Consider the following 24,144-nt stretch of genomic DNA (forward strand, 5'->3'; position numbering starts at 1 on the left):
ACTGTGTTCAAGTCCATCACCATTGCCCAGCGCCTGTGGCTGTGGGCGCTGCTGGCCACCGCGCTGTTCGTCGCTGCGGTCGGTTTCGGCGTCTATGGCCTGCAACAGGCGCGCGACAGCCTGCGTACCCTTACTGAAGACAACCTGGCGACCCTGCTGACCTTCGGCGAGATCCAGCACCGCCTCGACGAAAGCCGGCGTCTGGCCCTGCTGGCCGTACTGCATGACCCGGACGGACCGCTGATGGCGGCGTTCGACCGGTCGGTGGAGGTCACCCTGGGCAGCATCGACGCCAACAACCGCAAACTGGCCCAGCGCTGGAGCGAATACCGTCAGCGCAGCCTGAGTGCGGAAGAGCAGGCCGCGGCCGACGCGTTCGACGCGCACTACGGCAGCTGGACCGAGGAACTGGCGATCCTCATGGAGTCGCTGCGCGCCGGGGATTTCCGCCTGCCGGGGATCATTTCCTTCCTGCGCGTGGCCGAACCCGCCGGCAGTGCCGCCGGAGCCGAGCTGGGCAAGTTGCAGGCCCTGCAGCAGGCCGCGGCGGAGCGTGCCTACGAGGCGGCGCAGCAGCGTTATCGCGCCACCGTGCTGGCCTACCTGCTGCTGGGTGTGGTCGGCGTGGTGGTCGGCAGCGCGACGGCGATCACCACCCTGACGCGCCTGCGCCGCGCCTTCAGCCAGGCTGCCAGCAGCATGCGTGCGATTGCCGCCGGTGACCTGGCGCAGCCGGTGCAGGTGCACGGCAATGACGAGTTCGCACGGATGCTCGGCGATATCGCCGCCATGCGCGACAGCCTGCATGGCCTGATCTCGCAGATGCGCGAACTGGTGCAGCGGGTCAGCCGCGAGGCTGCGCACCTGGCCGAGTCGGCGGAGCTGGCATCCCAGGCGACACAGCAGCAGGCCGAGGCGGTGCGCGGGATTTCCAGTGCGGTGGAGCATCTGTCCGGGTCCATTGGCGAGGTGGAAAGCCATGTCGGCGTGTCCCGCGAGATCACCCAGCATTCGGCGGGGCGATCGGGCAAGAGCGAGGGTTTCATCCGCGACATGGCCCAGGAAATGAACCGCATCAGCGACGTGATCAGCGACACCGCCGTGCATATCCACGAGCTGGAAGCGTTCTCCGACGAGATCAGCGACGTGCTCGGGGTGATCCGCAATATCGCCGAGCAGACCAATCTGCTGGCCCTGAATGCAGCGATCGAGGCGGCCAGGGCAGGGGAGCAGGGGCGTGGTTTCGCCGTGGTCGCCGACGAGGTACGCCTGTTGGCGCAGCGAACCGGGCGCTCGATCGGCGAGATCGACCTGACGGTGCAGCGTATCCAGGAGGGTACCCGTGCCGTGGTCGACGGCATGGGCCGGGTGGTGCTGCGGGTGCGTGAAGGCGTGAGCCTGGCCCATGAGGCGGGGGATTCGGTGGCGCAGATTCGCAGTGGTACGGATGATGTGATCCGCAGTGTCGATACCATTGCCACGGTGATCGACGAGCAGGTTCGGGTGACCCGGGAGATGGTGCTGCGGGTGGAAAATGTGTCGGCGGGGACGGGGGCCTTGTCGGCGAGCGCCGGGCGCAGTGCGGTGGCGGCGGCGGACCTGGAGCAGTTGGCGCGGGCGCTGGATCAGTTGTCGGCGCGGTTTACGGTGGTGTGAACTGTAGGAGTCCCCGAGATCGGCGTGGGAGAGGATTCATCCGCGATCGGCGGCAAAGCCGTCGTAAAACCTGAGTCCCAGGTTTTCCTGACACACCCGGGATGCCGGTTTTATGGCCGCTTCGCGCCCAATCGCGGATGAATCCGCTCCCACACCGTCCCATGCTAAATGAATGAGTTATGTGTTGATCTATGAGAGCGCGTCATCTTCAACCCGCCTTGCGCAGCGTGAAATTGATCCGCCGCGGCCCCAGCAGGGGATGGTGTCCATCCTTGAGCGGGAGGATGCCATGGAACCGCAGGCGATCCTCGCCACCCCACACCATCACGTCACCATGCTGCAATGCCACCCGCGCCGTACGCTCGGCGCGCTCATGCCCGCCAAGCAGGAAGGTAGCAGGCAACCCCAGGGACACCGAGACGATCGGCTGGCTGAAATCCCGTTCGTTGCGGTCCTGGTGCAGGGTCAGGCGGTTGCCGGGCAGGTAGCTGTTGATCAGGCAGGCATCCGGGGTGAAGTCGGCGAAACCGGCGCTCTCGGCGGCGGCACGGGCAAGTTCCAGGAAAACATCGGGCAATGCCGGCCAGGGTTGTCCGCTGAGGGGATCGACGGGGCTGTAGTGGTAGCCCTGCAGGTCACTGATCCAGCCGAGGCTGCCGCAGTTGGTGACGCGAACGGAAATCGTCCGGCCACCAGGGGTGGTCATGTTGCGGAAGGGAGCGGCCAGGACGATTTCCCGCAGAGCCGGCAGCAGATGCTCTACCCGGTCCAGAGCGAAGCCCGGGAGCAGGGCAACCTGGTTGCCGAGCCACTGGGGTTCGCCTGCTGGGGCGCTGAAGAGGTCGAGTTCGGTTTGCATGGTCGGATATTACTCCGCCGCATGCCGACCCTGCCAATGCCTACCGGGTGTTGAGGTCCAGGGCCAGATCCCGCGCCGCCTTGCCCGCCAGCACGCTCATCAGCTTGCTCATTTCGTCCTGGCGTCCGATACCGGCCTCGCCGCCGCCCATCATCACCGACGGCACGGGAGCCTTGGCTGCCGCCTCGGCCCAGGCCCGATTGATCCATACCAAGGCATCGAGTTTCGCCTGCAACGCGCCGTCAGCCTTGATGGCAACTTCGCGGGCGTGGGCATCGGCCTCGGCGGTGATCCGGGTCGCCTCGGCGGTGATGCGGGCTTTGTCACGCAGCAGCTCGGCGGTCTTCTTCTCGATTTCCGCTCGCCGCTGTTCGCGCTCGGCATTGATCAGCGTGAGTTGTTTCTCGGTTTCCGCCTCGGTGGTCCGTTCAATCTGCTGACGCAGGCTTTCCTGGCGCTTGGCCTCGACATCCTTGGCACCGCGGGCGGACACCAATTGCTTCTCTTCTTCTTCCTTGAGCCGGTTCTGCCGCGCCACGGCCAGTTCCGCCAGGGCCTGCTGCACCCTGACCATGCGCTCCTGGTACTGCGGGTTGGGATCGATATGGGTCACCCTGGCATCCACGACATCCACCCCGAACAGGCGAAACTGTTGGGGCTTGCGGATTTCCTGGCCGCTCTCGTCGCGCAGCTTCTCGATAACGAAGCGGGTGGAGTGGTTGTCGCCATATTGTCCCTGCTCGGTGCCGGCCTGGAGGATGGCCGTCTGCGCAGGCGAGCTGTCGCGCTGCACGCGTACCTCCTTGCGCTTGGTCAGGTACAGGCCGTTGCGCAGCTGGTTCTCGAACTCGGCGCCGAACTGGTTGCGGTCGCCGGCGTAGTAGTCATCGGCGCTCATCAGCGAGGCGGTGGCCTGCAGGGTTTCCTTGACCGCCGGCAGGAGCGCGCGCTGCATGAAGTTTTCCGGGGTGCGGTATTCCTGGGCGATGGTCAGGAAGGCATCGCCGGTGGGCAGGCGGAACTGGGTACTGAACTCGGCCTTGGCGTCGACGTTGCCCAGGAACACGATGGGCAGCGTGCCCTGGGTTACCGAAGGGTGGCGGCTGCCATCGTCCTGGGTATCGACCTGCAGCGCCGACTGGACACCGATCGTGCGCTTCCACACCGTACTGCGGCCAAACCATTTGGTGGCATAGCCGACATCCTCGACCACCTTCTCCTCACCGAAGATCGTGCGCACATGGGCCATATGGCCGGCTTCGTTGTAGAAAAACACCTGGTTGAACAGCGCGGCGACGGTGCCGAGGGCGATCAGCGGGACGGCAACGAGGACGATGACCTTGCGGCTGATGCGCGGAAATGGAGTTTCCGGTAATGCAGGGATTTGCATGAATGCCTCCTTCAATGGAAGCGGCCATGCTCAATGGGGAAGCCTTCCCCCCGCAATGAGGCGATTCACAGTGGCTTGTACGATTTTTCCGAGATTAATCAAGGAGATGTCGACTTCAAGCAGGAAGCTCCACCTCCGGCCGCTGCTCCAGCAGAAACGCCCCCAACCCCAGGATCGCCTCCTCCCAGGCACTGCCCTCCGGCCACACCAGGTAATAGCCATCCCCGGTCATCACCGCCTCGTGGAACGGCAAGCCCAGTCGCCCATCCCGCAGGTGCGGGCCGATCAGCGCCAGATCACCGATCGACACCCCGTGCCCGGCCATCGCCGCCGCCATGCCCTGGTCCAGGGTGTCGAAGCACACGCCACGGTTCAGCTCGATTTCACCCATCAGGCCACTGCCTTCGACCCAACGCCGCCAGTCGCGGCGGTCGGCGGAAGGATGCACCAGCGCCATCCGCCCCAGCCACGCCGCATCCCAGGGCCCATCGCCCAGCAACGAGGGCGCGCAGATCGGGATCAGCCATTCCTCGAACAGCTTCTGGCTCTTCACCCGCTCGCCGAACTGGCCGTTACCCAGCAGCACCGCGCAATCGTAGGGCTCACTGGCGAAATCCACGCTGTCCTGGTCCATCCACACGCTGGAAAGCTGCACCACGGTTCTGTCCTGCGCCTGGCGAAAACGCTCCAGGCAACCCAGCAGCCAATGCATGGTCAGGGTAGACGGTGCTTTCAGGCGCAATTGCCGCCCGGCGCCGCGAAACGGCTGGCAGGCCTGTTCGATCAGGCTGAAGCCGGCGTTCAACTGCCGGGCCAGGCGTTGCCCGGCATCGGTCAGGCGCAGGCGCGGGCCGTGGCGTTCGAACAGGCGGCAGCCCAGATGGCTTTCCAGGCTGCGGATATGCCGGCTGATGGCGCTCTGGGTCAGGGACAGTTCTTCGCCGGCACGGGTGAAGGAGCAGGAGCGGGCGGCAACCTCGAAGGCGCGCAGGGCATACAGCGGGGGCAGGCGATCGGCCATGGCGAAGGCTCATCATGAGTTGGAATCATAGTAGGCCAGCGCTTTTTGCGTTTTTCAAGGCGCCGTCTGCTGCGCAGAATGCGCGGACTCAACGCTTCGAGAGCCCACCATGAACACACCTCTGCTGATCGCCTACCTGGGCGCCGTCATCCTGTTGATTGCCACCCCGGGACCGGTGGTGCTGCTGGTGCTGGACGCCGCCAGTCGCTCCGGCACCAGCAGCGCAGTGCGCACGGCATTGGGGGCGAATGCCGCTTCGCTGATCCTGGTCGCGGCGGCGGCGGCCGTGCTGGCCGGGACCCTGGCGCTGAGTCCGCAGGTGCTGCAATGGGGCGCACTGGTGGGCTGCCTGTTCATCGGCTGGCTGGGTTTCAGCGGTTTGCGGGAAACGGGGGGCGGGGAGGTGACCGGCACGGTCAGGGCCAATGGCTGGTGGCAGGGTTTCCTGATCGGGATTTCCAACCCCAAGGACATCCTGTTCTTCGTCGCGCTGTTTCCCCAGTTCATCCCGGTGACGGCATCGTTCAGTACCAGCATCGGCCTGCTGGCACTGCTCTGGCTGATCGTCGACCTGAGCATTCTGGCGCTGTACATCGGCTTGATGCGGCATTCGCTGGCGCAACGCTACAAGGCGGGGATCGCGCGGCTGTCGGCGTGGATGCTGTTGCTGCTGGCGGCGGTGGGCGTGGTGTACTGGTGTCGCGTGCTGCTGGCCTGAACCAGCAGCGGCAGGGAGGAAGGCTTCAGCGTGCGGCGGGATGGCGCTGCGGCTGGGCCTGCTGGAGCAGGAGATTGAGGCGCGCCACTTGTTCCTTGAGGTCGTCGCGTTCCTGCTTCAGGCGTTGCAGCTCGTCACGACGAATCGAGACGTAGAGCGTCTGGGGCGGGCTGGCGGAGATCAGGGTTTGCATTGCGCACCTCACGAATGGCTGTCACACAACTGAAGCGTAGACGCTTGACGGGGCGCGATTCTGAATTCTTTTTTCCAATGAGGGAACTTTTTTATTGGCTGCTGTCTTGCCGTTTGTCGTGAAACCATCGCTGCCGCCCACTGGACTAACCTTGTGGACCTGACGCGACATTTCATCCTTCGAACGGAGCATCGGCATGCAACTGGGAATCGTGGGGCTGGGCCGCATGGGCGGCAATATTGCAAGACGCCTGATGCGCAACGGTCATCAAATGGTGGTGAACGACCGCGATCAGGCGGCCATCGACACGCTGGTGACGGAAGGCGCGCAAGGGGCGAAAAACCTGGCGGCGCTGGTGCAGCAACTGGCCAAGCCACGGGCGATCTGGGTAATGCTGCCCGCCGGTGAGCCAACCGAGCAGACCATCGCGCAACTGGCCGACCTCCTGGAAGCCGACGACGTGATCATCGACGGCGGCAACACCTTCTACAAGGACGATATCCGCCGCGCCGGCGAACTGGCCGGGCGCAAGCTGCACTATGTCGATGTCGGTACCTCGGGCGGTGTCTGGGGCCTGGAACGGGGTTATTGCATGATGATCGGCGGCGAACAGGCGGTGATCGAGCGACTCGACCCGCTGTTTGCCAGCCTGGCGCCGGGCATCGGCAACATCCCGCGCACGAAAGGCCGCGACGGCGAGCCGGGGCGTGCCGAGCAAGGTTATATCCACGCCGGACCGGCCGGGGCCGGGCACTTCGTGAAGATGGTGCATAACGGCATCGAGTACGGGCTGATGCAGGCCTACGCCGAAGGCTTCGACATCCTGCGCGGCAAGGCCAGCGAGGCGCTGCCAGCACAAGAGCGCTACGACCTTGACGTGGCACAGATAGCCGAAGTCTGGCGTCGGGGCAGCGTGGTCACCTCCTGGCTGCTGGACCTTGCCGCCGACGCCCTGGCAGCAGACCCGGACCTGGGCCACTACAGCGGTTCGGTGGCCGACAGCGGCGAAGGTCGCTGGACCATCGATGCCGCGGTGGCGCAGGGGGTACCGGTGCCGGTGCTGACCAGCGCGCTGTTTGCCCGCTTCCGCTCGCGGCAGCAGGAGGGCACCTATGGCGACAAGCTGCTCTCGGCGATGCGCTTCGGTTTCGGCGGCCATGTCGAGCGTCCCGAATGAATCCATACAATGTCGAAACCGCGCCACCCTGCACCTTGTTCCTGTTCGGCGCCAACGGCGACCTGGTCAAGCGCCTGTTGATGCCGGCCCTCTACAACCTCAGCCGCGATGGCCTGCTGGACAAGAACCTGCGCATCGTCGGCGTCGATCACAACGCTGCCACCGGCGCCCAATTCGCCGAGCGCCTGGAAGCCTTCATGCGCGAGCGCGACAAGGGCGCGGCGGAAGGCGCGCAATGCCTCGATCCGAAACGCTGGGCCCGGCTGGCCAAGCGCATCGACTACCTGACCGGCGATTTTCTCGACCCGGACACCTACCAGGCCATCAGCAAGCACATCGGCAAATCCCGCAACGGCAACGCAATTTTCTACCTGGCCACCGCGCCGCGTTTCTTTGCCGAAGTGGTGCAGCGCCTCGGCGATGCGGGGTTGCTCACGGAAACCGAGGGGTTTCGCCGGGTCGTGGTGGAGAAGCCATTCGGCTCGGACCTGGCCAGCGCCGAGCTGCTCAACGCCTGCCTGCTGCGGGTGATGAACGAAAGGCAGATCTACCGGATCGACCATTACCTGGGCAAGGAGACGGTGCAGAACATCCTCGTCAGCCGTTTTTCCAACGGCCTCTTCGAGGCTTTCTGGAACAACCACTACATCGACCATGTGCAGATCACGGCGGCGGAGACTGTCGGCGTGGAGGAGCGCGCAGCGTTCTACGACCACACCGGCGCGCTCCGTGACATGGTGCCGAACCATCTGTTCCAGTTGCTGGCGATGGTGGCCATGGAACCGCCGGCCGCCTTCGGCGCCGATGCGGTGCGCAGCGAAAAGGCCAAGGTCATCGGCGCCATTCGCCCTTGGTCGAAGGCCATGGCGCTCAAGAACTCGGTGCGCGGGCAGTACAGCGAAGGCAAGCAAGGCCGCAAGAAGCTCAAGGGCTACCGCGACGAGCCTCGGGTCGCGGCTGGCAGCCAGACTGAAACCTACGTCGCCTTGAAGGTCATGATCGACAACTGGCGCTGGGTCGGTGTGCCGTTCTACCTGCGTACGGGCAAGCGCATGAGCGTGCGCGACACCGAGATCGCCATCTGCTTCAAGCCGGCACCTTATGCGCAGTTCCGCGACAGCGATGCCGAGCGGCCCAAGCCCAACTACCTGAAGATCCAGATCCAGCCCAATGAAGGCATGTGGTTCGACCTTCAGGCCAAACGCCCCGGGCCGGCGCTGGCCATGGAGAACGTCGAGCTGGGTTTCGCCTACAAGGACTTCTTCAAAATGCGCCCGGCCACTGGTTACGAGACCCTGATCTACGATTGTCTGATCGGGGACCAGACCCTGTTCCAGCGCGCCGACAACATTGAAAACGGCTGGCGCGCGGTGCAACCGTTCCTCGATGCCTGGAAGGAGGGTGGCGAGGTGCATGCCTATGCCGCTGGCGAAGATGGCCCGGCCGCCGCAGACGATCTGCTCGCCCGTGAGCGACGAGTCTGGCACAGTCTTGGCTGAGTGACGCTGGACGGCCACCCATCTGGATAGGTCGCAAACTGCTTCTGACTGACTGTACAGCCCGCCATGCGCGGGCTGTAGCTATTTCTTGGCGCCATTTATTCGCCGCAATGGCAACTGGCTATATTCCTTCGAATGGGGCAATCTTGTAAAAAAAACGGACTAAGTTCACATTTCGGTGCGCATTCGCCCCGTTGGGTCTTTACTTTTTATACAAACCAATGAAGGTTTTATTGCATGGGAAGCGTCTTGACGGATACCAGGACAAATGGTGTCAAAGAACCGGCGCTCGGTGACGGTGTTGCTGTCCATCCCACTACGATCCAGGTGGCTGTGCCATGAATCGACGGGGCGGCATGCGCCAGGTGCTGGATCAATGCAATGGCCTGTATCCCGGCAAGACGGCGATCGTCTATGCCGGCGAGTCCTATACCTATGCTCAACTCGAGGATGCCAGCCAGCGCCTGGCCAGAGGCTTGCGCAGCTTGGGTCTGCGTCGCCAGGAAAACGTGCTGTTGTGCCTGGGCAATCGCATCGAAACGGTCTGTGCCTTCTGGGGCGTGCTAAAGGCTGGCGGGGTGGTGGTCAATGTCGACCCGCTGGTGCGGCGTGCGCATCTGGAGCATGTCATACGTGACAGCCAAGCCTCGGTCCTGATCACCACCAGCGCGGTGCTGGCCGGCTTGCCCAGCAGCATCGCTGCCTTGCCTCACCTGCGGGCCATCGTATTGCTCGATGGCGAGCCGGATGCCTGCGCTACCCGAACCTTCGAAAGTCTGCTCGGCCAGGACGAACAGGACGCTGCGCCGATACCGGTCCGGGAAGACGACCTGGCGGCTATCTTCTACCCGGACGAAGGGCCTCAGGTGCCCCGCGGGGTGATGGTCAGCCAGCGCAACATGCTGGCGGCGCTGGACTCGCTGCGCAGTAATCTGGCTTACGAAGTCACTGACAACATCCTGTGCTCCCTGCCATTGTCCACGGACTACGGTCTGTATCAGATGCTCATGGCCGTGGATGCCGGGGCCACCCTGGTACTGGAGAAGACGTCCAACGTGGCGCTTTCCCTGATGGACAGCATCGAGCGGCACCAGGTCAGCGTGGTGCCTTTCGTGACCAATACCCTGACGTTCCTGCACGAACATGCGACCCGACGCGGCATTGCCTTCCCCGGCGTGCGCTTGGTCACCAACGGCGGAGCGGGGTTGCGGCGGCGACAGATATCAAGGATGAACAGCCTGTTCCCCAATGCCCGGATCTGCACCCTGTACGGCCTGCCCGAGTGCAAGTGCTGCGCCTGCCTGCCGCCCGAAGATGTGGTTGGCAAGCCCGGCAGCATCGGCATCGCCGTGCCGGACACCGAGGTGTGGCTGATCGATGATGAAGGACAGCGGGTCGAACAGCCGCAGCGCCTGGGACAACTGGTCATTCGAAGCGCGTCGGTGACGCCCGGCTACTGGCGCGACCCGGTGACCACGGCAGAACGGCTCAAGCCCGGTATCGAGCCGGGAGAGGTCGTCCTGCACACGGGCGAACTGTGCAGCCGTGACGAGGATGGCTACCTCTATGACCACGGCAGCCTTAGTCACCTGATTCGCTGCGATGGCGTGCGGGTCAACCCGCTGGATGTGGAACAGTTCCTGCTCGCCCTCGATGGTGTGCGGGACGCCGCGGTGGTTGGCATCGACGATGCCGAACGCGGTCAGGCCCCTTGGGCCTTTGTAGTGGTGGAGCCCGGCCAGCGGACAGTGGATGTCGGCGAGCTGCTGGAGCATTGCCGGACTGGCCTCGCCAGCCGGCAGGTACCGGTGGGCATCACGTTAAAAACAATATTGCCCAGCACGGGCAGTGGGCGAGTGGATCTCGTCTTGCTGCAGGAATGGGCACGCAACGAGCAAGCAGCGGTGGCCGAATGATCGCCACCCGAGAGACGCCTATGGAAGAACCAACCTTCGATTTCGACGGAATGCTGTGTTTCACCCTGTATTCCACCGCCAATGCCATGGTCCGCGACTATGGCGAACCGTTACGCCGGCATGGCGTGACCTACCCGCAATTGCTGGTACTGATCGGTTTATGGGGTGAGGACGACATGTCCATCAGCTCCCTCAGTGCGGTAACCCTGTTCGACCTCGGCACCCTGACGCCGATCATCCGGCGCCTGAGTGACGCCGGTTTCATCACGGTCTATCTCGATCCGGGCGACCGGCGCCGGCGCAAGGTGCTGCTCACCGACAAGGGCAAGGCGTTGAAGCTGGAAGCGGCGCAACTGCTCGACTGCATGAACGGCAAGCTCGGCCTGGAGCCGCAGAACCGCCAGCAGATGCTCGACACCTGCCGACAGATACGCTCACGACTGCGCTGAGGCACCATCGTCGAGGTACTCCGGGGTATTGAAGTTCGCCAGCCGGGGATCGTCTTCGGCGCACTCCAGGGCCAGCAAGGGCCCGCCGCGCAACACCCACGACAGACTGCGTTCGCCACTTTCCCAGGCGGCTGAAAGTGTGGGTGTCAGTGCGCGCGGGATCAGGCTGAACATCGGTTGCCAATGGCCGGCCTGGCGCACCATGACCGGAGTATGTGGGTCGTGGGCAAGGGCCAGGAGGGATTCCAGCAGCGCCCGGTCAACCTGCGGAGCGTCACAGGCCAGAACCAGCAGCCAGTCGTGGCGGGCGGCGCGCAGTCCGGCAAGGACGCCGGCCATCGGTCCTGGGAAGTCCGTCTGTTCGTCCTGCACAAGCTGGTCGGCGTAGGGCCGGTAGGCATCGACATTGCGGTTGCAGGAAATGATCAGGTCGTCGGTGAGGGGGCGCACGGTGCGTTGCAGGTGCGCCACCAGCGGTTCGCCTCGCCAGAGGAGCAAGCCCTTGTCCCGCCCGCCCATGCGCTGGCCGCGGCCACCGGCCAGGATCAGGATGGAGCAGGGGGGGAGTGCAGGCTGGTTCATTGGCATCGAGCTTGAGAAGTAAAGAGCGTCACCTTCCCATGGTGGTTGGCAGGTTTCAATTGTGTTGTTGCTGATGGCCTCAAGATCAGCCATCAACCTGCGCGGCAGCCTCGGCCTTCCTGCGCTGATACCCGGTCACCCGCATCACCACCACGAAGAACACCGGCACGAACACTACTGCCAGCGTCGCGCTGAGCATCCCGCCCACCACACCAGTACCGATGGCCTGCTGGCTCGCCGAACTGGCACCGGTGGCGATGGCCAGTGGCACCACGCCGAGGATGAAGGCCAGCGAGGTCATCACGATCGGCCGCAGGCGCAGGCGCGCCGCCTGTACCGTGGCGTCCACCAGGTCATGGCCCTGGTCCACCAGGCTCTTGGCGAACTCGATGATGAGGATGGCGTTCTTCGCCGACAGACCGATCAGGGTGATCAGGCCCACTTTGAAGAACACGTCGTTGGGTAGCCCGCGCAAGGTCACCGCCAGCACCGCGCCGAGAATCCCCAGTGGCACCACCAGCAGTACCGAGGTCGGAATCGACCAGCTCTCATACAGCGCCGCCAGGCAGAGGAACACCACCAGCAGCGACAGGGCCATCAGCAGCGGTGCCTGGCTACCGGACAATTTCTCCTGCAGGGACAGACCGGTCCATTCCAGGCCGAAGCCCAGCGGCAGCTCGCCGACCAGGCGCTCGATCTCGGCCATGGCCTCGCCAGAACTGTGTCCCGGGGCCGGCTCGCCACTCACCGCGATCGCCGGATAACCGTTGTAGCGGGTCAGTTGTACCGGGCCCGAGACCCATTGGGCACGAGCGAAGGCGGCCAGCGGGACCATCTTGCCGCTGCTGTTGCGTACATGGATCTGCAGCAGGTCTTCGACCTGGCTGCGGGTATCACCTTCGGCCTGTACCACCACCCGCTGCATGCGGCCCTGGTTGGGGAAGTCGTTGACGTAGCTGGAACCCACCGCTGTATTGAGCACCGTGCCGATATCGGCGAAGGACACGCCCAGCGCATTGGCCTGCTTGCGGTCGATTTCCAGCTGCACTTGCGGGCTTTCCGCCAGGGCACTTTCGCGCACATTGACCAGCACCGGGCTCTTTTCTGCGGCCGCGAGCAACTGGTCGCGGGCGGCCATCAGCCGGGCATAGCCGAGGCCACCCCGGTCTTGCAGGCGGAACTCGAAGCCGGTCGAGGTGCCCAGGCCATCCACTGGCGGCGGCAGCACCGAGTAGGCGATGGCGTTCTTGAACTGGCTGAAGGCGATGGTCGCACGCTCGGCGATGGCCGCGGCAGCGTCATCGGCGGCGCGCTCCGACCAGTCTTTCAGGGTGGTGAACACCAGCGCAGCGTTCTGGCCGTTGCCGGAGAAGCTGAAGCCAAGGATCACCGTAGTATTTCCGACTCCCGGCTCGGCGGCGTTGTGCGCCTCGATCTGTGCTGCCACACCCTCGGTACGCTCGCGACTGGCCCCTGGTGGCAATTGCACGTCGGTGATGGTGTAGCCCTGGTCTTCGGTCGGCAGGAACGACGATGGCACCTGGCTGAAACTCATCACCAGCGCGCCGAACAGCAGCGCGTAGAGCAGCAGGTAGCGCCCGCTGCGGGCGATGGCATGGATCACCCAGCGCTGATAGCCGTTGCTCAGCGCCTCGAAGCGCCGATTGAACCAGCCGTACAAGCCGCGGCGCTCGTGGTGCTCGCCCTTGGCTACCGGCTTGAGCAGGGTGGCGCACAGGGCCGGGGTCAGGCTCAGGGCAAGGAACGCCGAGAACAGGATCGATACCGCCATGGACATGGAAAACTGCTGGTAGATCACCCCCACCGAGCCGCTCATGAACGCCATCGGCAGAAACACCGCCACCAGCACTACGGTGATGCCGATGATGGCCCCGCTGATCTGGCCCATGGCCTTGTGCGTCGCCGCCTTCGGCGACAGGCCTTCCTCCATCATGATGCGCTCGACGTTCTCCACCACGACGATGGCGTCGTCCACCAGGATGCCGATGGCCAGGACCATGCCGAACAGGGTCAGGACGTTGATCGAGAAGCCCAGGGCGAGCATGGCGGCGAAGGTGCCCATCAGCGCCACCGGCACCACCAGGGTGGGGATCAGGGTGTAGCGGATGTTCTGCAGGAACAGCAGCATCACCAGGAACACCAGGATCATGGCCTCGCCCAGGGTATTGATCACCTGGGTGATAGAGACCTTGACGAAGGGCGAGGTGTCATAGGGAATGTCGTACTTGGCGCCGGGCGGGAAATAGCGCGACAGGTCGTCCATCTTCTCGCGCACCAGGGTCGCGGTCTGCATGGCGTTGGCGCCCGGCGACAGCTGCACACTGAAAGCAGTGGCGGGCTTGCCGTTCAGACGGGTGCCGAACTGGTATTCCTGACTACCGATTTCGACCCGGGCGATATCGCCGATGGTCACGGTAGAGCCGTCCTGATTGGCGCGCAGGACGATGGCGGCGAACTCCTCAGGCGTCGACAATTGTCCTTTGACCAGCACGTTGGCGGTGATTTCCTGGCCGGAACGGCCCGGCAGGTCGCCGATGCTGCCCGGTGCAACCTGGGCGTTTTGCGCAGTGATGGCGGCGTTGACATCCTCGGGGGTGAGGTTGAAACCGATCAGTTTGCGCGGATCGATCCAGATGCGCATGGCCCGCTCCGAGCCGTACAACTGCGCCTTGCCCACACCGGGCAGGCGGCGGATCTCGTTCATCACGTTGCGGGCGAGGAAGTCGCTCAGGGCGGTTTCGTCCAGCGCCGGGTCGTCGGCGCTGAGGGTCACCAGCAGGAGGAAACCGGTGGACACCTTTTCCACCTGAAGGCCTTGCTGGGTTACGGCACGGGGCAGGCGCGACTCGACGATCTTCAGGCGGTTCTGCACGTCCACCTGGGCCAGTTCCGGGTTGGTCCCCGGTTCGAAGGTAGCGGTGATGGTGGCGCTGCCCAGGCTGCTCTGCGAGGAGAAATACAGCAGGTGGTCGGCACCGTTGAGCTCCTGCTCGATCAGGCTGACCACGCTTTCGTCCATGGTCTGCGCCGAGGCACCGGGGTACACCGCGTAGATCTCGACCTGCGGCGGGGCGACGTTGGGATACTGGGCCACCGGCAGCTTGGGCAGGGCCAGGGCGCCGGCGAGCAGGATGAACAGGGCGACCACCCAGGCGAAGATCGGGCGTTCGATGAAAAACTGCGGCATGAGTCAGGCCCTCACTGGCCGGTGGTGTTCTGGACGACGGGCGGTTTGGCCGATTCGCGGGCGGTGACCTGAACCTGGTCGCCGGCCTTGATGTGTTGCAGGCCTTCGGTGACCACGCGCTCGCCCGGGTTCAGACCGGCACTGACGATCCAGCGGTTGTTCTGCGCGGCACCGAGCACCACTGGGCGCTCGACGACACGCTGCTCGCCATCCACCACCAGCACCCGTGGCTGGCCAGCGCTGTCACGCAGGATTGCCTGTTGCGGCACGCTGATGCCCTGAGGCTGCACCGCCTGTTCGACTCGCACGCGGATGAAGCTGCCAGGCAGCAGGTCGAGATCCGGGTTGGGAAACTCGCTGCGCAGGGTGATCTGGCCGGTGCTCTGGTCGACGGAGATATCCGAGAACAGCAGCTTGCCGGGCAGCGGGTAGGGCGTGCCGTCGTCCTGGATCAGGGTGACCTTCGCCTGACCCTGGCCGACCTGCTGCAGCTCGCCGGCGCGCTGGGCGCGGCGCAGGGCGTTGATCTCGCGGGTCGACTGGGTGACGTCGGCGTGGATCGGGTCCAGTTGCTGAATGGTGGCCAGCGCCGTGGTCTCGTTCTGGCCCACCAGCGCACCCTCGGTGACCAGGGCGCGGCCGATGCGTCCGGAAATCGGCGCGGTCACCGTGGCGTAGCCCAGGTTGAGCCGGGCGCGCTCCACCGCCGCCTTGGCCGCCGCTACGTCGGCATCAGCCTGCATCGCTGCGGCACGGGCGTTGTCGCGGTCCTGGCGGCTGACGGCGTTGATCGCGATCAACTCGGCGTAGCGCTGGTCCTGCAGCCTGGCCTGGTAACGGGTCGCCTCGGCCTTGGCCAGGGTTGCGCGGGCGCTGTCGTAGTCGGCCTGGAACGGCGCCGGGTCGATACGGAACAGTACGTCGCCCTGTTTCACGTCGCTACCCTCGCGATACTCGCGCTTGAGCACGACCCCGGCGACCCGCGCCCGTACCTCGGCAATGCGTGGTGCCTGGATGCGCCCGGACAGCTCGCTGCTGATCGCCAGCGGCTGGACCTGCACGGTTTCCACCGAGACGTTGGGCGTGGGCGCTTGCGCGTCCTCCGGGGCCTGGCCATCGCCACAGGCGCTGAGCAGGAGGAGGGCGGCGGCAAGGGGGAGCAGACGAGCGGGGCTTGAGGGAAACATACGCTTCTTCCATAAATGACCGTTGCATGTTACGCAGCCGCGCTGCAAGCGGCTGTGAAGCTGTGTAGAACGTCTGTTAAAAAGTGTAAGGAAACACCTTCTTACCTTTCCGGGTTCTATATCCTGCCGACTTTCCCTGTCCTCCAAGTCAAGTCATGCCCAACATCCTCCTGGTCGAAGACGACTGTGCCCTGTCCGAGCTGATCGCCAGCTACCTGCAACGCAATGGTTTCAGCGTGAGCGTCATCGCCCGTGGCGACCTGGTGCTGGAACAGGTGCGCCGCGACAAACCCGACCTGGTCATCCTCGACCTGATGCTGCCGGGCCTCGACGGCCTGCAGGTGTGCCGTCGCCTGCGCGGCGAATCGCAGACCCTGCCGATCCTCATGCTCACTGCCCGCGACGACAGCCACGACCAGGTCCTGGGCCTGGAGATGGGCGCTGACGACTACGTGGCCAAGCCTTGCGAACCGCGGGTGCTGCTGGCCCGGGTGCGCACCTTGCTGCGACGCAGCAGCGTTGCCGAGCCGCACCTGGAGAGCGATCGTCTGCTGATCGGTGCGCTGTACATCGACCTGGCCGAGCGCACCGTGACCTGGCGCAGCCAGCCGGTGGAGCTGTCCAGCGGCGAGTTCAACCTGCTGGTGGTGCTGGCACGCAACGCCGGCACGGTGCTCAGTCGCGACCATATCCTCCAGCACCTGCGCGGCATCGAGTTCAACGGCACCGACCGTTCGGTGGACGTGGCCATTTCCAAGCTGCGACGCAAGTTCGACGACAATGCCGGCGAGGCGCGCAAGATCAAGACGGTGTGGGGCAAGGGCTACCTGTTCAGCCGCGTGGAATGGGAGGTCTGAGGCCGGGCCATGCTGAAGATCCTCGTTCGCCTCTACCTGTTGACCATCGTCACCTACGCCGGCGCGCTATTCCTGGTGCCGGAGCTGATCCTCAACGCCTTCAACGAGCGCTATGTCGCTTACAACCTGGAGCAGGCGCGGGGCGTGCAGAATCTGATCGTCAAGCAGTTCAAGCGGGTACCGGAAAGCCAGTGGCCGCAGGTGGCACAGGAGCTTGCTGCGGATTTCGCGCCGTTGGCCATCGAACTGATGCCGCGCAGCAACGTGCAGTTGACCGGCGCCGAGCGCCAGCGCCTGGATGGCGGGCAGAACGTAGTGCGCCTAGGCGACTGGGGCTACTACGAGACGGCCATCGCGCCGTTGAGCGAGCGCTGGCTGGTGGAACTGCGCAACCCGCCGGACCCGTTCGACATCAACCTGCTGTCCTGGGGCATCACCGTGCTGATCGGCGCGGCACTGCTCGGTTGCCTGCTGCTCTGGCTATGGCCGCACTGGCGCGACCTTGAGCGACTCAAGGCCACCGCGCAATTGCTCGGACAGGGGCACCTGGCCGAGCGCACGAACATTTCCCCGCGCTCCAACATCGGCGCCCTGGCGGCGGTGTTCGACACCATGGCCCAAGACCTGGAACAGTTGCTGACCCAGCAGCGCGAACTGCTCAACGCGGTGTCCCACGAGTTGCGCACGCCGCTGACCCGCCTGGATTTCGGCCTGGTGCTGCTCTACGACGAACTGCCGGCGGCCAGCCGCAAGCGCCTGATGCAACTGGTCGGGCATGTGCGAGAGCTGGATGAGCTAGTGCTGGAGTTGCTGTCCTACAGCCGCTTGCAGACGCCGGGGCAGATCGTCGAGCGGGTCGAGGTGTCGTTGCTTGAGTTCGTCGACAGCATCCTTGGCAGTTTTGCCGAGGAACTGGACGGGCGCGGCATCTGCTGGGAGGTGCGTGGTGGTGGCGACCTGCGCTTTGCCCTGGACCCACGGATGACTGCCCGCGCCGTGCAGAACCTCATCCGCAACGCCATGCGCTATTGCGACCGTCGCCTGCTGCTGGATCTGGGCCAGGACGGGCAGGGCAACTGCCTGATCAGCGTCGAGGACGATGGCATCGGTATTCCCGAGCTTGAACGCGAGCAGATTTTCCAGCCGTTCTATCGCCTGGACCGCAGCCGCGATCGTGCCACCGGTGGCTTCGGCCTGGGGCTGGCGATCAGCCGGCGGGTGATCGAGAGCCAGGGTGGGCAGCTCAGTGTCGGTGAGTCGGTGCTGGGTGGGGCCAGGTTCAGCATCGTTCTGCCGCGGCGGGTTGCCTGAGGCTCGTTGTCATTCTTTCGGACCTCATCGCGGGCAACGCCCGGTCCTACTGGATTCGCGGCGCTGCGGTCCTTTACACCCCCAAAACCTCCTTCCGCCTATCCCACCCCCCATCAGGTAGTCCCCAATCCCCTTTCGACGGACGACGGTGGGAAATTTCCTCGTCTCGCTGGGACATGTCTGATGTAAGCCATTTCCCCGGTCGCGAATAATCCGCCTCGCTCACCGAGACATCTGCCAGTCACTCGACGTTCGCCGATGTTCCTGTGAGTTCAGTGGATTTTTCGCCACCTATACAAGGAAACTGGTAATGAAATACAGCATTCTCGCCCTCCCGATGGCTCTGATGATGGCGGCAGGCAGCGCACTGGCAGCCGACCCAATCGAGAAGCAGGTGACCATCACCGCCACCATCCCGACCGAGAGCTTCTACGTCGAGCCGGTCGGCGGCAACTGGATGAACGAACCGCAGGACATGGCCTGGAACTCCTTCCAGCAAACCCTGCAACCGATTCGCAAGCAACTTCAGGTACGCAGCACCACCGGTCCGATCTCGGCCTACCTGCTCAACCCGGCAACCATCACCAGCGGTGCCGACACCATCGGCCTGGATGTCAGCGTAGCCGGCAAAGCCCTGACCCTGACGTCGTCCGAGGTCATCAGCAAGGACCAGGCTGCACCAGGCGCCATCGTCGGCTTCGAGGTAGCGGCCCAGGCCGCTGGCGCCGGGGGCTACACCCCGGGTAACTACCTCGGCGTAGTGAACATGATGTTCGAAACCACCACCGAGTAAGCCTCCGGGCACGTTGCTTTCTCCCTTTCCGATCGTCCCCGGTCCGGCGCTCCCCATGTCGCGCCGGGGGTGATTGGTGCAGTCTCCATTTGCGACGAGCAATCACACATGTCTCTTGCGACATCCATACGATTGGCGGTGGGCTGCTGCGTGGCCTCCGTCTGGCTGACCGACGTCAGCGCCAGGGAAGAGACAGGGCAAGCCACTCAGCTCGGCATCCTCAGACAGGCCGAGGGATTGCCCAAGGAATTCAACGACCACTTCTTCGATGTACCGCTCGCCGTGCGCGTCGATCTCGATGGCCGCCTGCTGGGCGAGGCCATGGTGGTCCTCAGCCGCGACGAGCGCGTGCAACTGCTGGAATTCACCGACACCCACGAAAGCCAGGAGCCAGACACCGTGCGCCAGCGCTGGGGCGAGGTGCTGCAGGCAGGCCAGGCCCTGGGCAACTGCGTCAGCGCTTGCCCTCAGGATCTGGTGGCGGTGCATTACAGCCTGGTCAACTCGCAGCTGTCGGTCCTCACCCGGCATGCCGAGCGCGATCAGCAGGCCGCCTGGCACCACTTGCCGGAGCAGGGCAGCCTGGGTGCGATCCTGCGCAATCAACTCAATCTCAGCCGTGACGGCCAGAATACCGTCGGCCGCTACGCCCTGCGTGGCCAGGGCAGCCTCGGCAACTGGACCACGGTGGCCGAGGCTCAGGTCGACCGCAGCAACGATGATCGTCCGCAGACCCGCCACCGGGTCGACGAACTCTACGCCGAGCGTGTCCACGAAGACCGTTTCTATCGCCTCGGCTACTTCACGCCGGGGCTCCAGGGTCTCAGCCGCCAGCCGCGCCTGCTCGGCAGCAGCCCGGATACCACGGTCGGCCTGATGTTCGGCAGCAGCGACAGCCTGGCGGTGAACAACGGTACGGCCAGCGCAACGCCTATCTATGTCACCCCCAACCGCCCGGGGATCGTCGAGATCTACCGCAACGAGCAGTTGATCAACAGCCAACCGGTGCAGCCTGGTCTGCAGGCTCTGGATACGCGGGTACTGCCAGGCGGCATCTATGAAGTGGAGGTGCGCCTGGTGGAGGACGGCCAGGTTACCTCGCGCAGCCAGGAATTCATCTACAAACCGAGCAACTGGAACAACACCGACTCGCCCTGGCGCTACAACCTGTACCTCGGTCGCCAGGACGAACTGCTCAGCAACTGGGAGGACGACGACTACGGTGGTCTGGCCGCCGGCGTCATCGGCAACTACCTGCTGCACCCGCGCATGGTGGTCGGCCTCTCCACCCAGCGTATCGACGGTCAGATGCAATACGGCACCTCGCTGGATTGGGACGTCCTGGACCGTTTCAAAGTGTTCGGCAACCTGTTTCACACCGACGAACAAGGCAATGGCTACGACCTGCAAGGCGTGTGGAACCATGATTCGGGCAGTTTGGTCCTCAGTCACAGCCGCTCATGGCTGGAGTACCCGCGGGCTTACCGCCTGGAGAACCAGGATCTGCCACGGATCCGCGAGGTCCGCCAGACGTCGCTGTCTCTCAGCCAGCGGGTCACTCGCAAGAGCACGGCGACCCTGCGCCTGAGCCAGAGCAGCGGCAACAACGGCGGCACCGGGCTGGACCTGGGCTGGTCGCAGTACGGCCAGTTGATGGGCTCGGACGCCAACTGGCGAGTAGCGTTGTTCGACCGCCCGGGTAATTTCAGCAGTGGCAGCCAGCGCAACCGTGGCGTCACCTTCAGCCTGAGCATGAGCCTGGGTGGTCCGGGACGGCGCATCAACGGCAGCTTTGGCACGCGCACCTCGCGGGACGGCGGGCGTGATCTGAATGCCTCGCTGACCTACCAGCAGGACCTCGATCACGGCACCTTCCGCTCGCTGGCCGGCACCCTAAATGCCGACCGCTACGGCGCGGCATTCGCTGCCAATACCCAGTTCGAGAACCAGGCGGTGTACGGCGACGCCTACCTGCAGAACTCCTCCTACAACAACGAGATCAGTGGCGGCCTCAACCTGGAAAGCACCCTGGCGTTGGGGGGCGGCAAGCTGGCCTTGAGTGGCCAGTACCTGCCCTACGAGGCCGGGCTGATCGTCGATGTCGAATCGGACCTCGACAACCTGCGCCTGCGTGTCGACGACCTCGACGGTCACAGCAGCCTGTTGCACCCCGGACGCAACGTGATTCCGGTGAACGCTTACCGCTCCGGCAGCGTGCAACTGGACTTCGAGGACGGCGCCGTTCCGGCGGCGGTGATTCAGCCGTCCTCGCTGAGCTATCACCTCAACCGTGGTGGCGTGGACTACCGGGTCCTGCGGGTGATGCGCACGGTGACCGTGCTCGGGCGCCTGCTGGATGTTCACGGCAAGCCGCTGCGTGGCGCCATGGTGATCAACCACGCCAGCCGTAGCGTCAGTGAAGCCGACGGTTTCTTCGCCGTGGAAATGAGCGAATCGACCCCGACCCTGGAAATCCGCCAGGGCGGCCAGCGCCTGTGCCTGCTCAGCCTCAACGCCGGCGCCCAGCGCCAGGACGATGTATTGCTGGTGGGCGATCAGGTATGTACCCCGGACAGCCTTGCCGGCACCGATCAATCCGCAAGCGGAGACGCCTGATGTTACGCAATGCCTATCTGCTTCGTGCCGCACTGGTGGTCCTGGCCCTGTACTGGGCACCGCCGCTGGACGCGGCGCAGGTGACCATCACTGCCCAGTACCGTGGCGGCACCGAGTTCACCAACACCACGCCGCAAGCGGCCTTCTGCGGTCGCTGGCCGCATTACTGCAATGGCGTGGAGACGGTCGGTATCCCGATCACCTACGACAAGCGCACGGTCAACGAAGCAACGGACCCGCGGGACAACTACTACATCAAACTGCCATCCAGGCGTTCGGTCACGGTCATCAACGACCACACCGGGGAGTCCTATACGCTGACCTTCGAGATGTTCGCGGTCAGCCAGTACGTCGCCACCACAGGCGGCCAAAGCCCGGTGTTCACCTTGTATGTCCGGGGCGGCTGCAGCTATCTGTACACCCTGGGGGCAGGTAACTGGGCTTCCTACCTGTGGAACGTCAGAACCCCGCCCAATCCCGACGGTTGCTATCCCATCGGCAGTCCCGGCGGCGTCGGTACCGAACGCCACGTGCAAACCCGGGACTTTGGCGTGGCCTACCGTCTGAGCATGCCTTCGCCGCTGAAGATGAAGCAGGGGCTCTACCGTGGACAGATCAGCTACAGCGTCGGCGCCGGTGGCGATTTCGACTTCGGCAACGATGTGAGCAACCTCAGCGACACCAGTCTTACCGTCAACTTCGAGCTGGATGTCGTCCACGCCTTCGTCATCGACTTCCCCAATGGCTCCGACCGGGTGGTGCTGGAGCCGCCGGGAGGCTGGACCCAGTGGCTGAACAATCGGCGCCTGCCGGAGCGCCTGTACCGCGACCTGCCGATGCGCATCTGGTCGTCCGGTCCCTTCACCGTGCATACCCGTTGTGAATACAACCTTGGCGGGCGCTGCGCGATCCGCAACCCGGGCAACGAGCACCAGGTGCCGGTGCAGGTGGCGCTGACCCTGCCCACGGTGATCCAGCATAACGGTCAACCGGTCAACCGCCTGCCGCTGCCGGTAGGCGAGGCCGAGGCGGTCCTGCTGGAGGCCATGGCACCGGCGCTGAACCGCACCGCGAGCCTGCATTTCCAGGTAGATAAAGCCGGCGTGGCGGAAATGACCCGCTATCCCGGTGCCCGCTATGAAGGCGACGTAACCATCGTCTTCGATGCCAATTTCTGATCATTGCTCAGGAGCGACACCATGAAAACCTTGTTGGCCGGGATGCTCCTGGCTTTGTTGGCAGGCACTGCGCACGCCGCTCCACAGATCAACGTCGGCGGCCTCTACGACTACCTCGAGGGCGGCTCCAGTACCTTGCTCAAACGTGTGCGTAACCTCGGCGACACCACGGCCTTCGTCAAGGTCAGTGTGGTCGAACTGATCTACGACGGCCGCGGCCAGGTTCGCGAAGTGTCCCATGATGACCTGCCGGTCAGCGAAAGGCCCCTGATCGCCAGCCCGGCGCGGCTGATCGTACCCGCCAGCGGTATGCAGGCGGTGCGCCTGCTGTACCGCGGCGAGCGCGCAGACGAACGCTACTTCCGCCTGCGCTTCATTCCGGTCCTGCCGGAGCACGGGGATGGCTTCGCGATCAGCGATGAAGAAGCGCAAGCGTACGAAGCGCAGCTCAAGGCCGGAGTCAACATCCTCGCCGGCTACGGCTCGCTACTGTTCATCCGCCCGCAGGAGACCGCATTCCGTACCGAGATCAGCGAGCGGGAAGACCAATTCACGGTGCTCAACAACGGCACCGCCACCGTGGTCCTCGACCATTTCAACGACTGCAACCTCAGTGGCAACCAGTGCGCGGTGGCCACCAAGCACCATATCCGCCCTGGGCTGGAGCGTCCGTTCAGTCGCGCTCCAGGGCGGGTCTATCGCTTCGAGCTGATCGAAGGTGGAGAGCGTCGGCGGGTCGAGATCAAGGGCTGAAGTGCACGCTCGGAAATTTCCTTCGCTATCGCGGGAATCGTCCGGTGCACATGTGCCTAGCCGGCAACCGATACTCCTGTGGAGAGAGTGGTGGCTTTTTGATGGCATCGCTCGTGCTCCTCGACAGGTACGTCATCAGAAAAGTGAGGGATTCATGTACAAAGCCATGATCGTGGACGATCACCCGTTCATCCGCGCCAGCGTGCGCATGCTGTTGCGCCAGGAACAGTTCGATGTCGTCGCCGAGGCGGACAACGGTGTCGATGCCATGCGCCTGATCCGCGAGTACGAACCGGATATCGCCATTCTCGACATCTCCATCCCGCGCATGGACGGCCTGGAGATCATCGCCCGGGTCAAGGCCGCCCATATGAGCATGAAGATGCTGGTCCTGACCTCCCAGGTTCCGGGTTACTTCTCCTTGCGTTGCATGCGTCTGGGCGCTTCGGGGTACGTTTCGAAGAACGACGATCTCAGTGAGCTGCGCAAGGCGATCATGGCGATCATGTCCGGCTATACCTATTTTCCCGAGATTTCCCTCAGCTCGGTGAACCGCTACGACTGCCAGGCCACCGAGACCCAGCGCATCGAACGACTCACCGACCGCGAACTGCTGATCCTCCAGCAATTGGCCCGCGGCCTGAGCAACAAGGCCATCGGCGAGATCATGCTGCTCAGCAACAAGACCATCAGCACCTACAAGACCCGTCTGCTGGAAAAGCTGCGCGTCACCTCGCAGGTGGACCTGGCCGACCTGGCCAGGCGCCACTCGCTGATCTGA

20 protein-coding genes are annotated in these 24,144 nt (G+C 64.4%); 13 read left to right on the forward strand and 7 right to left on the reverse strand.

The features are described 5' to 3' along the window. The first annotated feature begins 3 nt into the window (after positions 1–3). Positions 4–1,656 (forward strand): methyl-accepting chemotaxis protein, encoded by a 1,653-nt coding sequence (locus AC5QPF_RS15555; RefSeq protein WP_494964073.1) that lies wholly within the window; start codon positions 4–6, stop codon positions 1,654–1,656. A gap of 208 nt (positions 1,657–1,864) precedes the next feature. Here AC5QPF_RS15555 and alkB read toward each other — a convergent pair whose 3' ends face one another. From alkB to AC5QPF_RS15570, 3 genes are all read right to left on the reverse strand, one after another. Beyond that, positions 1,865–2,515: a DNA oxidative demethylase AlkB gene (alkB, locus tag AC5QPF_RS15560; protein ID WP_494964074.1), complete on the reverse strand. Its 651-nt coding sequence runs from the start codon at positions 2,513–2,515 to the stop codon at positions 1,865–1,867. 40 nt (positions 2,516–2,555) lie between these two features. After that, positions 2,556–3,905: an SPFH domain-containing protein gene (locus tag AC5QPF_RS15565; RefSeq protein WP_494964075.1), complete on the reverse strand. Its 1,350-nt coding sequence runs from the start codon at positions 3,903–3,905 to the stop codon at positions 2,556–2,558. A 115-nt stretch (positions 3,906–4,020) separates the two neighbouring features. Beyond that, complete coding sequence (locus AC5QPF_RS15570) at positions 4,021–4,926, reverse strand: LysR substrate-binding domain-containing protein (RefSeq protein ID WP_494964076.1); 906 nt, start codon at positions 4,924–4,926, stop codon at positions 4,021–4,023. 109 nt (positions 4,927–5,035) lie between these two features. Between AC5QPF_RS15570 and AC5QPF_RS15575 the strand changes: the two genes are divergently transcribed. After that, entirely contained in the window at positions 5,036–5,644 is a 609-nt protein-coding gene (locus tag AC5QPF_RS15575; protein WP_494964077.1) for a LysE family transporter, read from the forward strand. A gap of 25 nt (positions 5,645–5,669) precedes the next feature. Here the strand turns inward: AC5QPF_RS15575 and AC5QPF_RS15580 are convergent, their stop codons facing one another. After that, the gene (locus AC5QPF_RS15580; protein WP_494964078.1) at positions 5,670–5,837 is read right to left on the reverse strand and encodes a DUF6026 family protein; all 168 of its coding nucleotides are present in this window, start codon (positions 5,835–5,837) and stop codon (positions 5,670–5,672) included. A gap of 196 nt (positions 5,838–6,033) precedes the next feature. Here AC5QPF_RS15580 and gnd point away from each other — a divergent pair, with 196 nt between their 5' ends. The 4 genes from gnd (at position 6,034) to AC5QPF_RS15600 (ending at position 10,878) form a co-directional block, all read left to right on the forward strand. Further along, positions 6,034–7,014 (forward strand): phosphogluconate dehydrogenase (NAD(+)-dependent, decarboxylating), encoded by a 981-nt coding sequence (gnd, locus tag AC5QPF_RS15585; protein WP_494964079.1) that lies wholly within the window; start codon positions 6,034–6,036, stop codon positions 7,012–7,014. Further along, positions 7,011–8,513: a glucose-6-phosphate dehydrogenase gene (gene zwf, locus AC5QPF_RS15590; RefSeq protein ID WP_494964080.1), complete on the forward strand. Its 1,503-nt coding sequence runs from the start codon at positions 7,011–7,013 to the stop codon at positions 8,511–8,513. The genes gnd and zwf overlap by 4 nt, the downstream gene beginning before the upstream one ends. A 338-nt stretch (positions 8,514–8,851) precedes the next feature. Further along, positions 8,852–10,429, forward strand: a complete 1,578-nt coding sequence (locus AC5QPF_RS15595) for an AMP-binding protein (protein ID WP_494964081.1) — start codon at positions 8,852–8,854, stop codon at positions 10,427–10,429. A 20-nt stretch (positions 10,430–10,449) separates the two neighbouring features. Next, entirely contained in the window at positions 10,450–10,878 is a 429-nt protein-coding gene (locus AC5QPF_RS15600; protein ID WP_458977036.1) for a MarR family winged helix-turn-helix transcriptional regulator, read from the forward strand. On the opposite strand, the gene mobA is transcribed toward AC5QPF_RS15600, so the two are convergent. The 3 genes from mobA to AC5QPF_RS15615 form a co-directional block, all read right to left on the reverse strand. After that, on the reverse strand, positions 10,864–11,460 hold the full coding sequence (gene mobA, locus AC5QPF_RS15605; RefSeq protein ID WP_494964082.1) for a molybdenum cofactor guanylyltransferase MobA: 597 nt from the start codon (positions 11,458–11,460) through the stop codon (positions 10,864–10,866). The genes AC5QPF_RS15600 and mobA overlap by 15 nt on opposite strands. A gap of 85 nt (positions 11,461–11,545) precedes the next feature. Then, positions 11,546–14,668, reverse strand: coding sequence for a multidrug efflux RND transporter permease subunit (locus AC5QPF_RS15610; protein ID WP_494964083.1), 3,123 nt, complete (start codon positions 14,666–14,668; stop codon positions 11,546–11,548). An 11-nt stretch (positions 14,669–14,679) separates the two neighbouring features. Then, complete coding sequence (locus tag AC5QPF_RS15615; protein WP_494964084.1) at positions 14,680–15,855, reverse strand: efflux RND transporter periplasmic adaptor subunit; 1,176 nt, start codon at positions 15,853–15,855, stop codon at positions 14,680–14,682. A 155-nt stretch (positions 15,856–16,010) separates the two neighbouring features. Here AC5QPF_RS15615 and AC5QPF_RS15620 point away from each other — a divergent pair, with 155 nt between their 5' ends. The 7 genes from AC5QPF_RS15620 (at position 16,011) to AC5QPF_RS15650 (ending at position 24,144) form a co-directional block, all read left to right on the forward strand. Beyond that, positions 16,011–16,712, forward strand: coding sequence for a response regulator (locus tag AC5QPF_RS15620; RefSeq protein WP_494964085.1), 702 nt, complete (start codon positions 16,011–16,013; stop codon positions 16,710–16,712). A gap of 9 nt (positions 16,713–16,721) precedes the next feature. Continuing rightward, positions 16,722–18,023, forward strand: a complete 1,302-nt coding sequence (locus AC5QPF_RS15625) for an ATP-binding protein (protein WP_494964086.1) — start codon at positions 16,722–16,724, stop codon at positions 18,021–18,023. A gap of 310 nt (positions 18,024–18,333) precedes the next feature. Further along, positions 18,334–18,816 carry a CS1 type fimbrial major subunit gene (locus AC5QPF_RS15630; RefSeq protein WP_494964087.1) on the forward strand — a complete coding sequence of 161 codons (483 nt, stop codon included), beginning with the start codon at positions 18,334–18,336 and terminating at the stop codon, positions 18,814–18,816. A gap of 108 nt (positions 18,817–18,924) precedes the next feature. Beyond that, entirely contained in the window at positions 18,925–21,432 is a 2,508-nt protein-coding gene (locus tag AC5QPF_RS15635; protein ID WP_494964088.1) for a TcfC E-set like domain-containing protein, read from the forward strand. After that, positions 21,432–22,610, forward strand: coding sequence for a hypothetical protein (locus AC5QPF_RS15640; RefSeq protein ID WP_494964089.1), 1,179 nt, complete (start codon positions 21,432–21,434; stop codon positions 22,608–22,610). The genes AC5QPF_RS15635 and AC5QPF_RS15640 overlap by 1 nt, the downstream gene beginning before the upstream one ends. 21 nt (positions 22,611–22,631) lie before the next feature. Further along, positions 22,632–23,363, forward strand: coding sequence for a fimbrial biogenesis chaperone (locus AC5QPF_RS15645; RefSeq protein WP_494964090.1), 732 nt, complete (start codon positions 22,632–22,634; stop codon positions 23,361–23,363). 154 nt (positions 23,364–23,517) lie between these two features. Beyond that, on the forward strand, positions 23,518–24,144 hold the full coding sequence (locus tag AC5QPF_RS15650; RefSeq protein ID WP_494964091.1) for a response regulator: 627 nt from the start codon (positions 23,518–23,520) through the stop codon (positions 24,142–24,144).

Source organism: Pseudomonas sp. Con_6, assembly GCF_059379395.1.

Bases quoted from the DNA above. Each gene is read 5' to 3' on its own strand.
- alkB (WP_494964074.1), bottom strand. From the start codon at position 2,515: ATGCAAACCGAACTCGACCTCTTCAGCGCCCCAGCAGGCGAACCCCAG.
- AC5QPF_RS15565 (WP_494964075.1), bottom strand. From the start codon at position 3,905: ATGCAAATCCCTGCATTACCGGAAACTCCATTTCCGCGCATCAGCCGC.
- AC5QPF_RS15570 (WP_494964076.1), bottom strand. From the start codon at position 4,926: ATGGCCGATCGCCTGCCCCCGCTGTATGCCCTGCGCGCCTTCGAGGTT.
- AC5QPF_RS15575 (WP_494964077.1), top strand. From the start codon at position 5,036: ATGAACACACCTCTGCTGATCGCCTACCTGGGCGCCGTCATCCTGTTG.
- AC5QPF_RS15580 (WP_494964078.1), bottom strand. From the start codon at position 5,837: ATGCAAACCCTGATCTCCGCCAGCCCGCCCCAGACGCTCTACGTCTCG.
- gnd (WP_494964079.1), top strand. From the start codon at position 6,034: ATGCAACTGGGAATCGTGGGGCTGGGCCGCATGGGCGGCAATATTGCA.
- zwf (WP_494964080.1), top strand. From the start codon at position 7,011: ATGAATCCATACAATGTCGAAACCGCGCCACCCTGCACCTTGTTCCTG.
- AC5QPF_RS15595 (WP_494964081.1), top strand. From the start codon at position 8,852: ATGAATCGACGGGGCGGCATGCGCCAGGTGCTGGATCAATGCAATGGC.
- AC5QPF_RS15600 (WP_458977036.1), top strand. From the start codon at position 10,450: ATGGAAGAACCAACCTTCGATTTCGACGGAATGCTGTGTTTCACCCTG.
- mobA (WP_494964082.1), bottom strand. From the start codon at position 11,460: ATGAACCAGCCTGCACTCCCCCCCTGCTCCATCCTGATCCTGGCCGGT.
- AC5QPF_RS15610 (WP_494964083.1), bottom strand. From the start codon at position 14,668: ATGCCGCAGTTTTTCATCGAACGCCCGATCTTCGCCTGGGTGGTCGCC.
- AC5QPF_RS15615 (WP_494964084.1), bottom strand. From the start codon at position 15,855: ATGTTTCCCTCAAGCCCCGCTCGTCTGCTCCCCCTTGCCGCCGCCCTC.
- AC5QPF_RS15620 (WP_494964085.1), top strand. From the start codon at position 16,011: ATGCCCAACATCCTCCTGGTCGAAGACGACTGTGCCCTGTCCGAGCTG.
- AC5QPF_RS15625 (WP_494964086.1), top strand. From the start codon at position 16,722: ATGCTGAAGATCCTCGTTCGCCTCTACCTGTTGACCATCGTCACCTAC.
- AC5QPF_RS15630 (WP_494964087.1), top strand. From the start codon at position 18,334: ATGAAATACAGCATTCTCGCCCTCCCGATGGCTCTGATGATGGCGGCA.
- AC5QPF_RS15635 (WP_494964088.1), top strand. From the start codon at position 18,925: ATGTCTCTTGCGACATCCATACGATTGGCGGTGGGCTGCTGCGTGGCC.
- AC5QPF_RS15640 (WP_494964089.1), top strand. From the start codon at position 21,432: ATGTTACGCAATGCCTATCTGCTTCGTGCCGCACTGGTGGTCCTGGCC.
- AC5QPF_RS15645 (WP_494964090.1), top strand. From the start codon at position 22,632: ATGAAAACCTTGTTGGCCGGGATGCTCCTGGCTTTGTTGGCAGGCACT.
- AC5QPF_RS15650 (WP_494964091.1), top strand. From the start codon at position 23,518: ATGTACAAAGCCATGATCGTGGACGATCACCCGTTCATCCGCGCCAGC.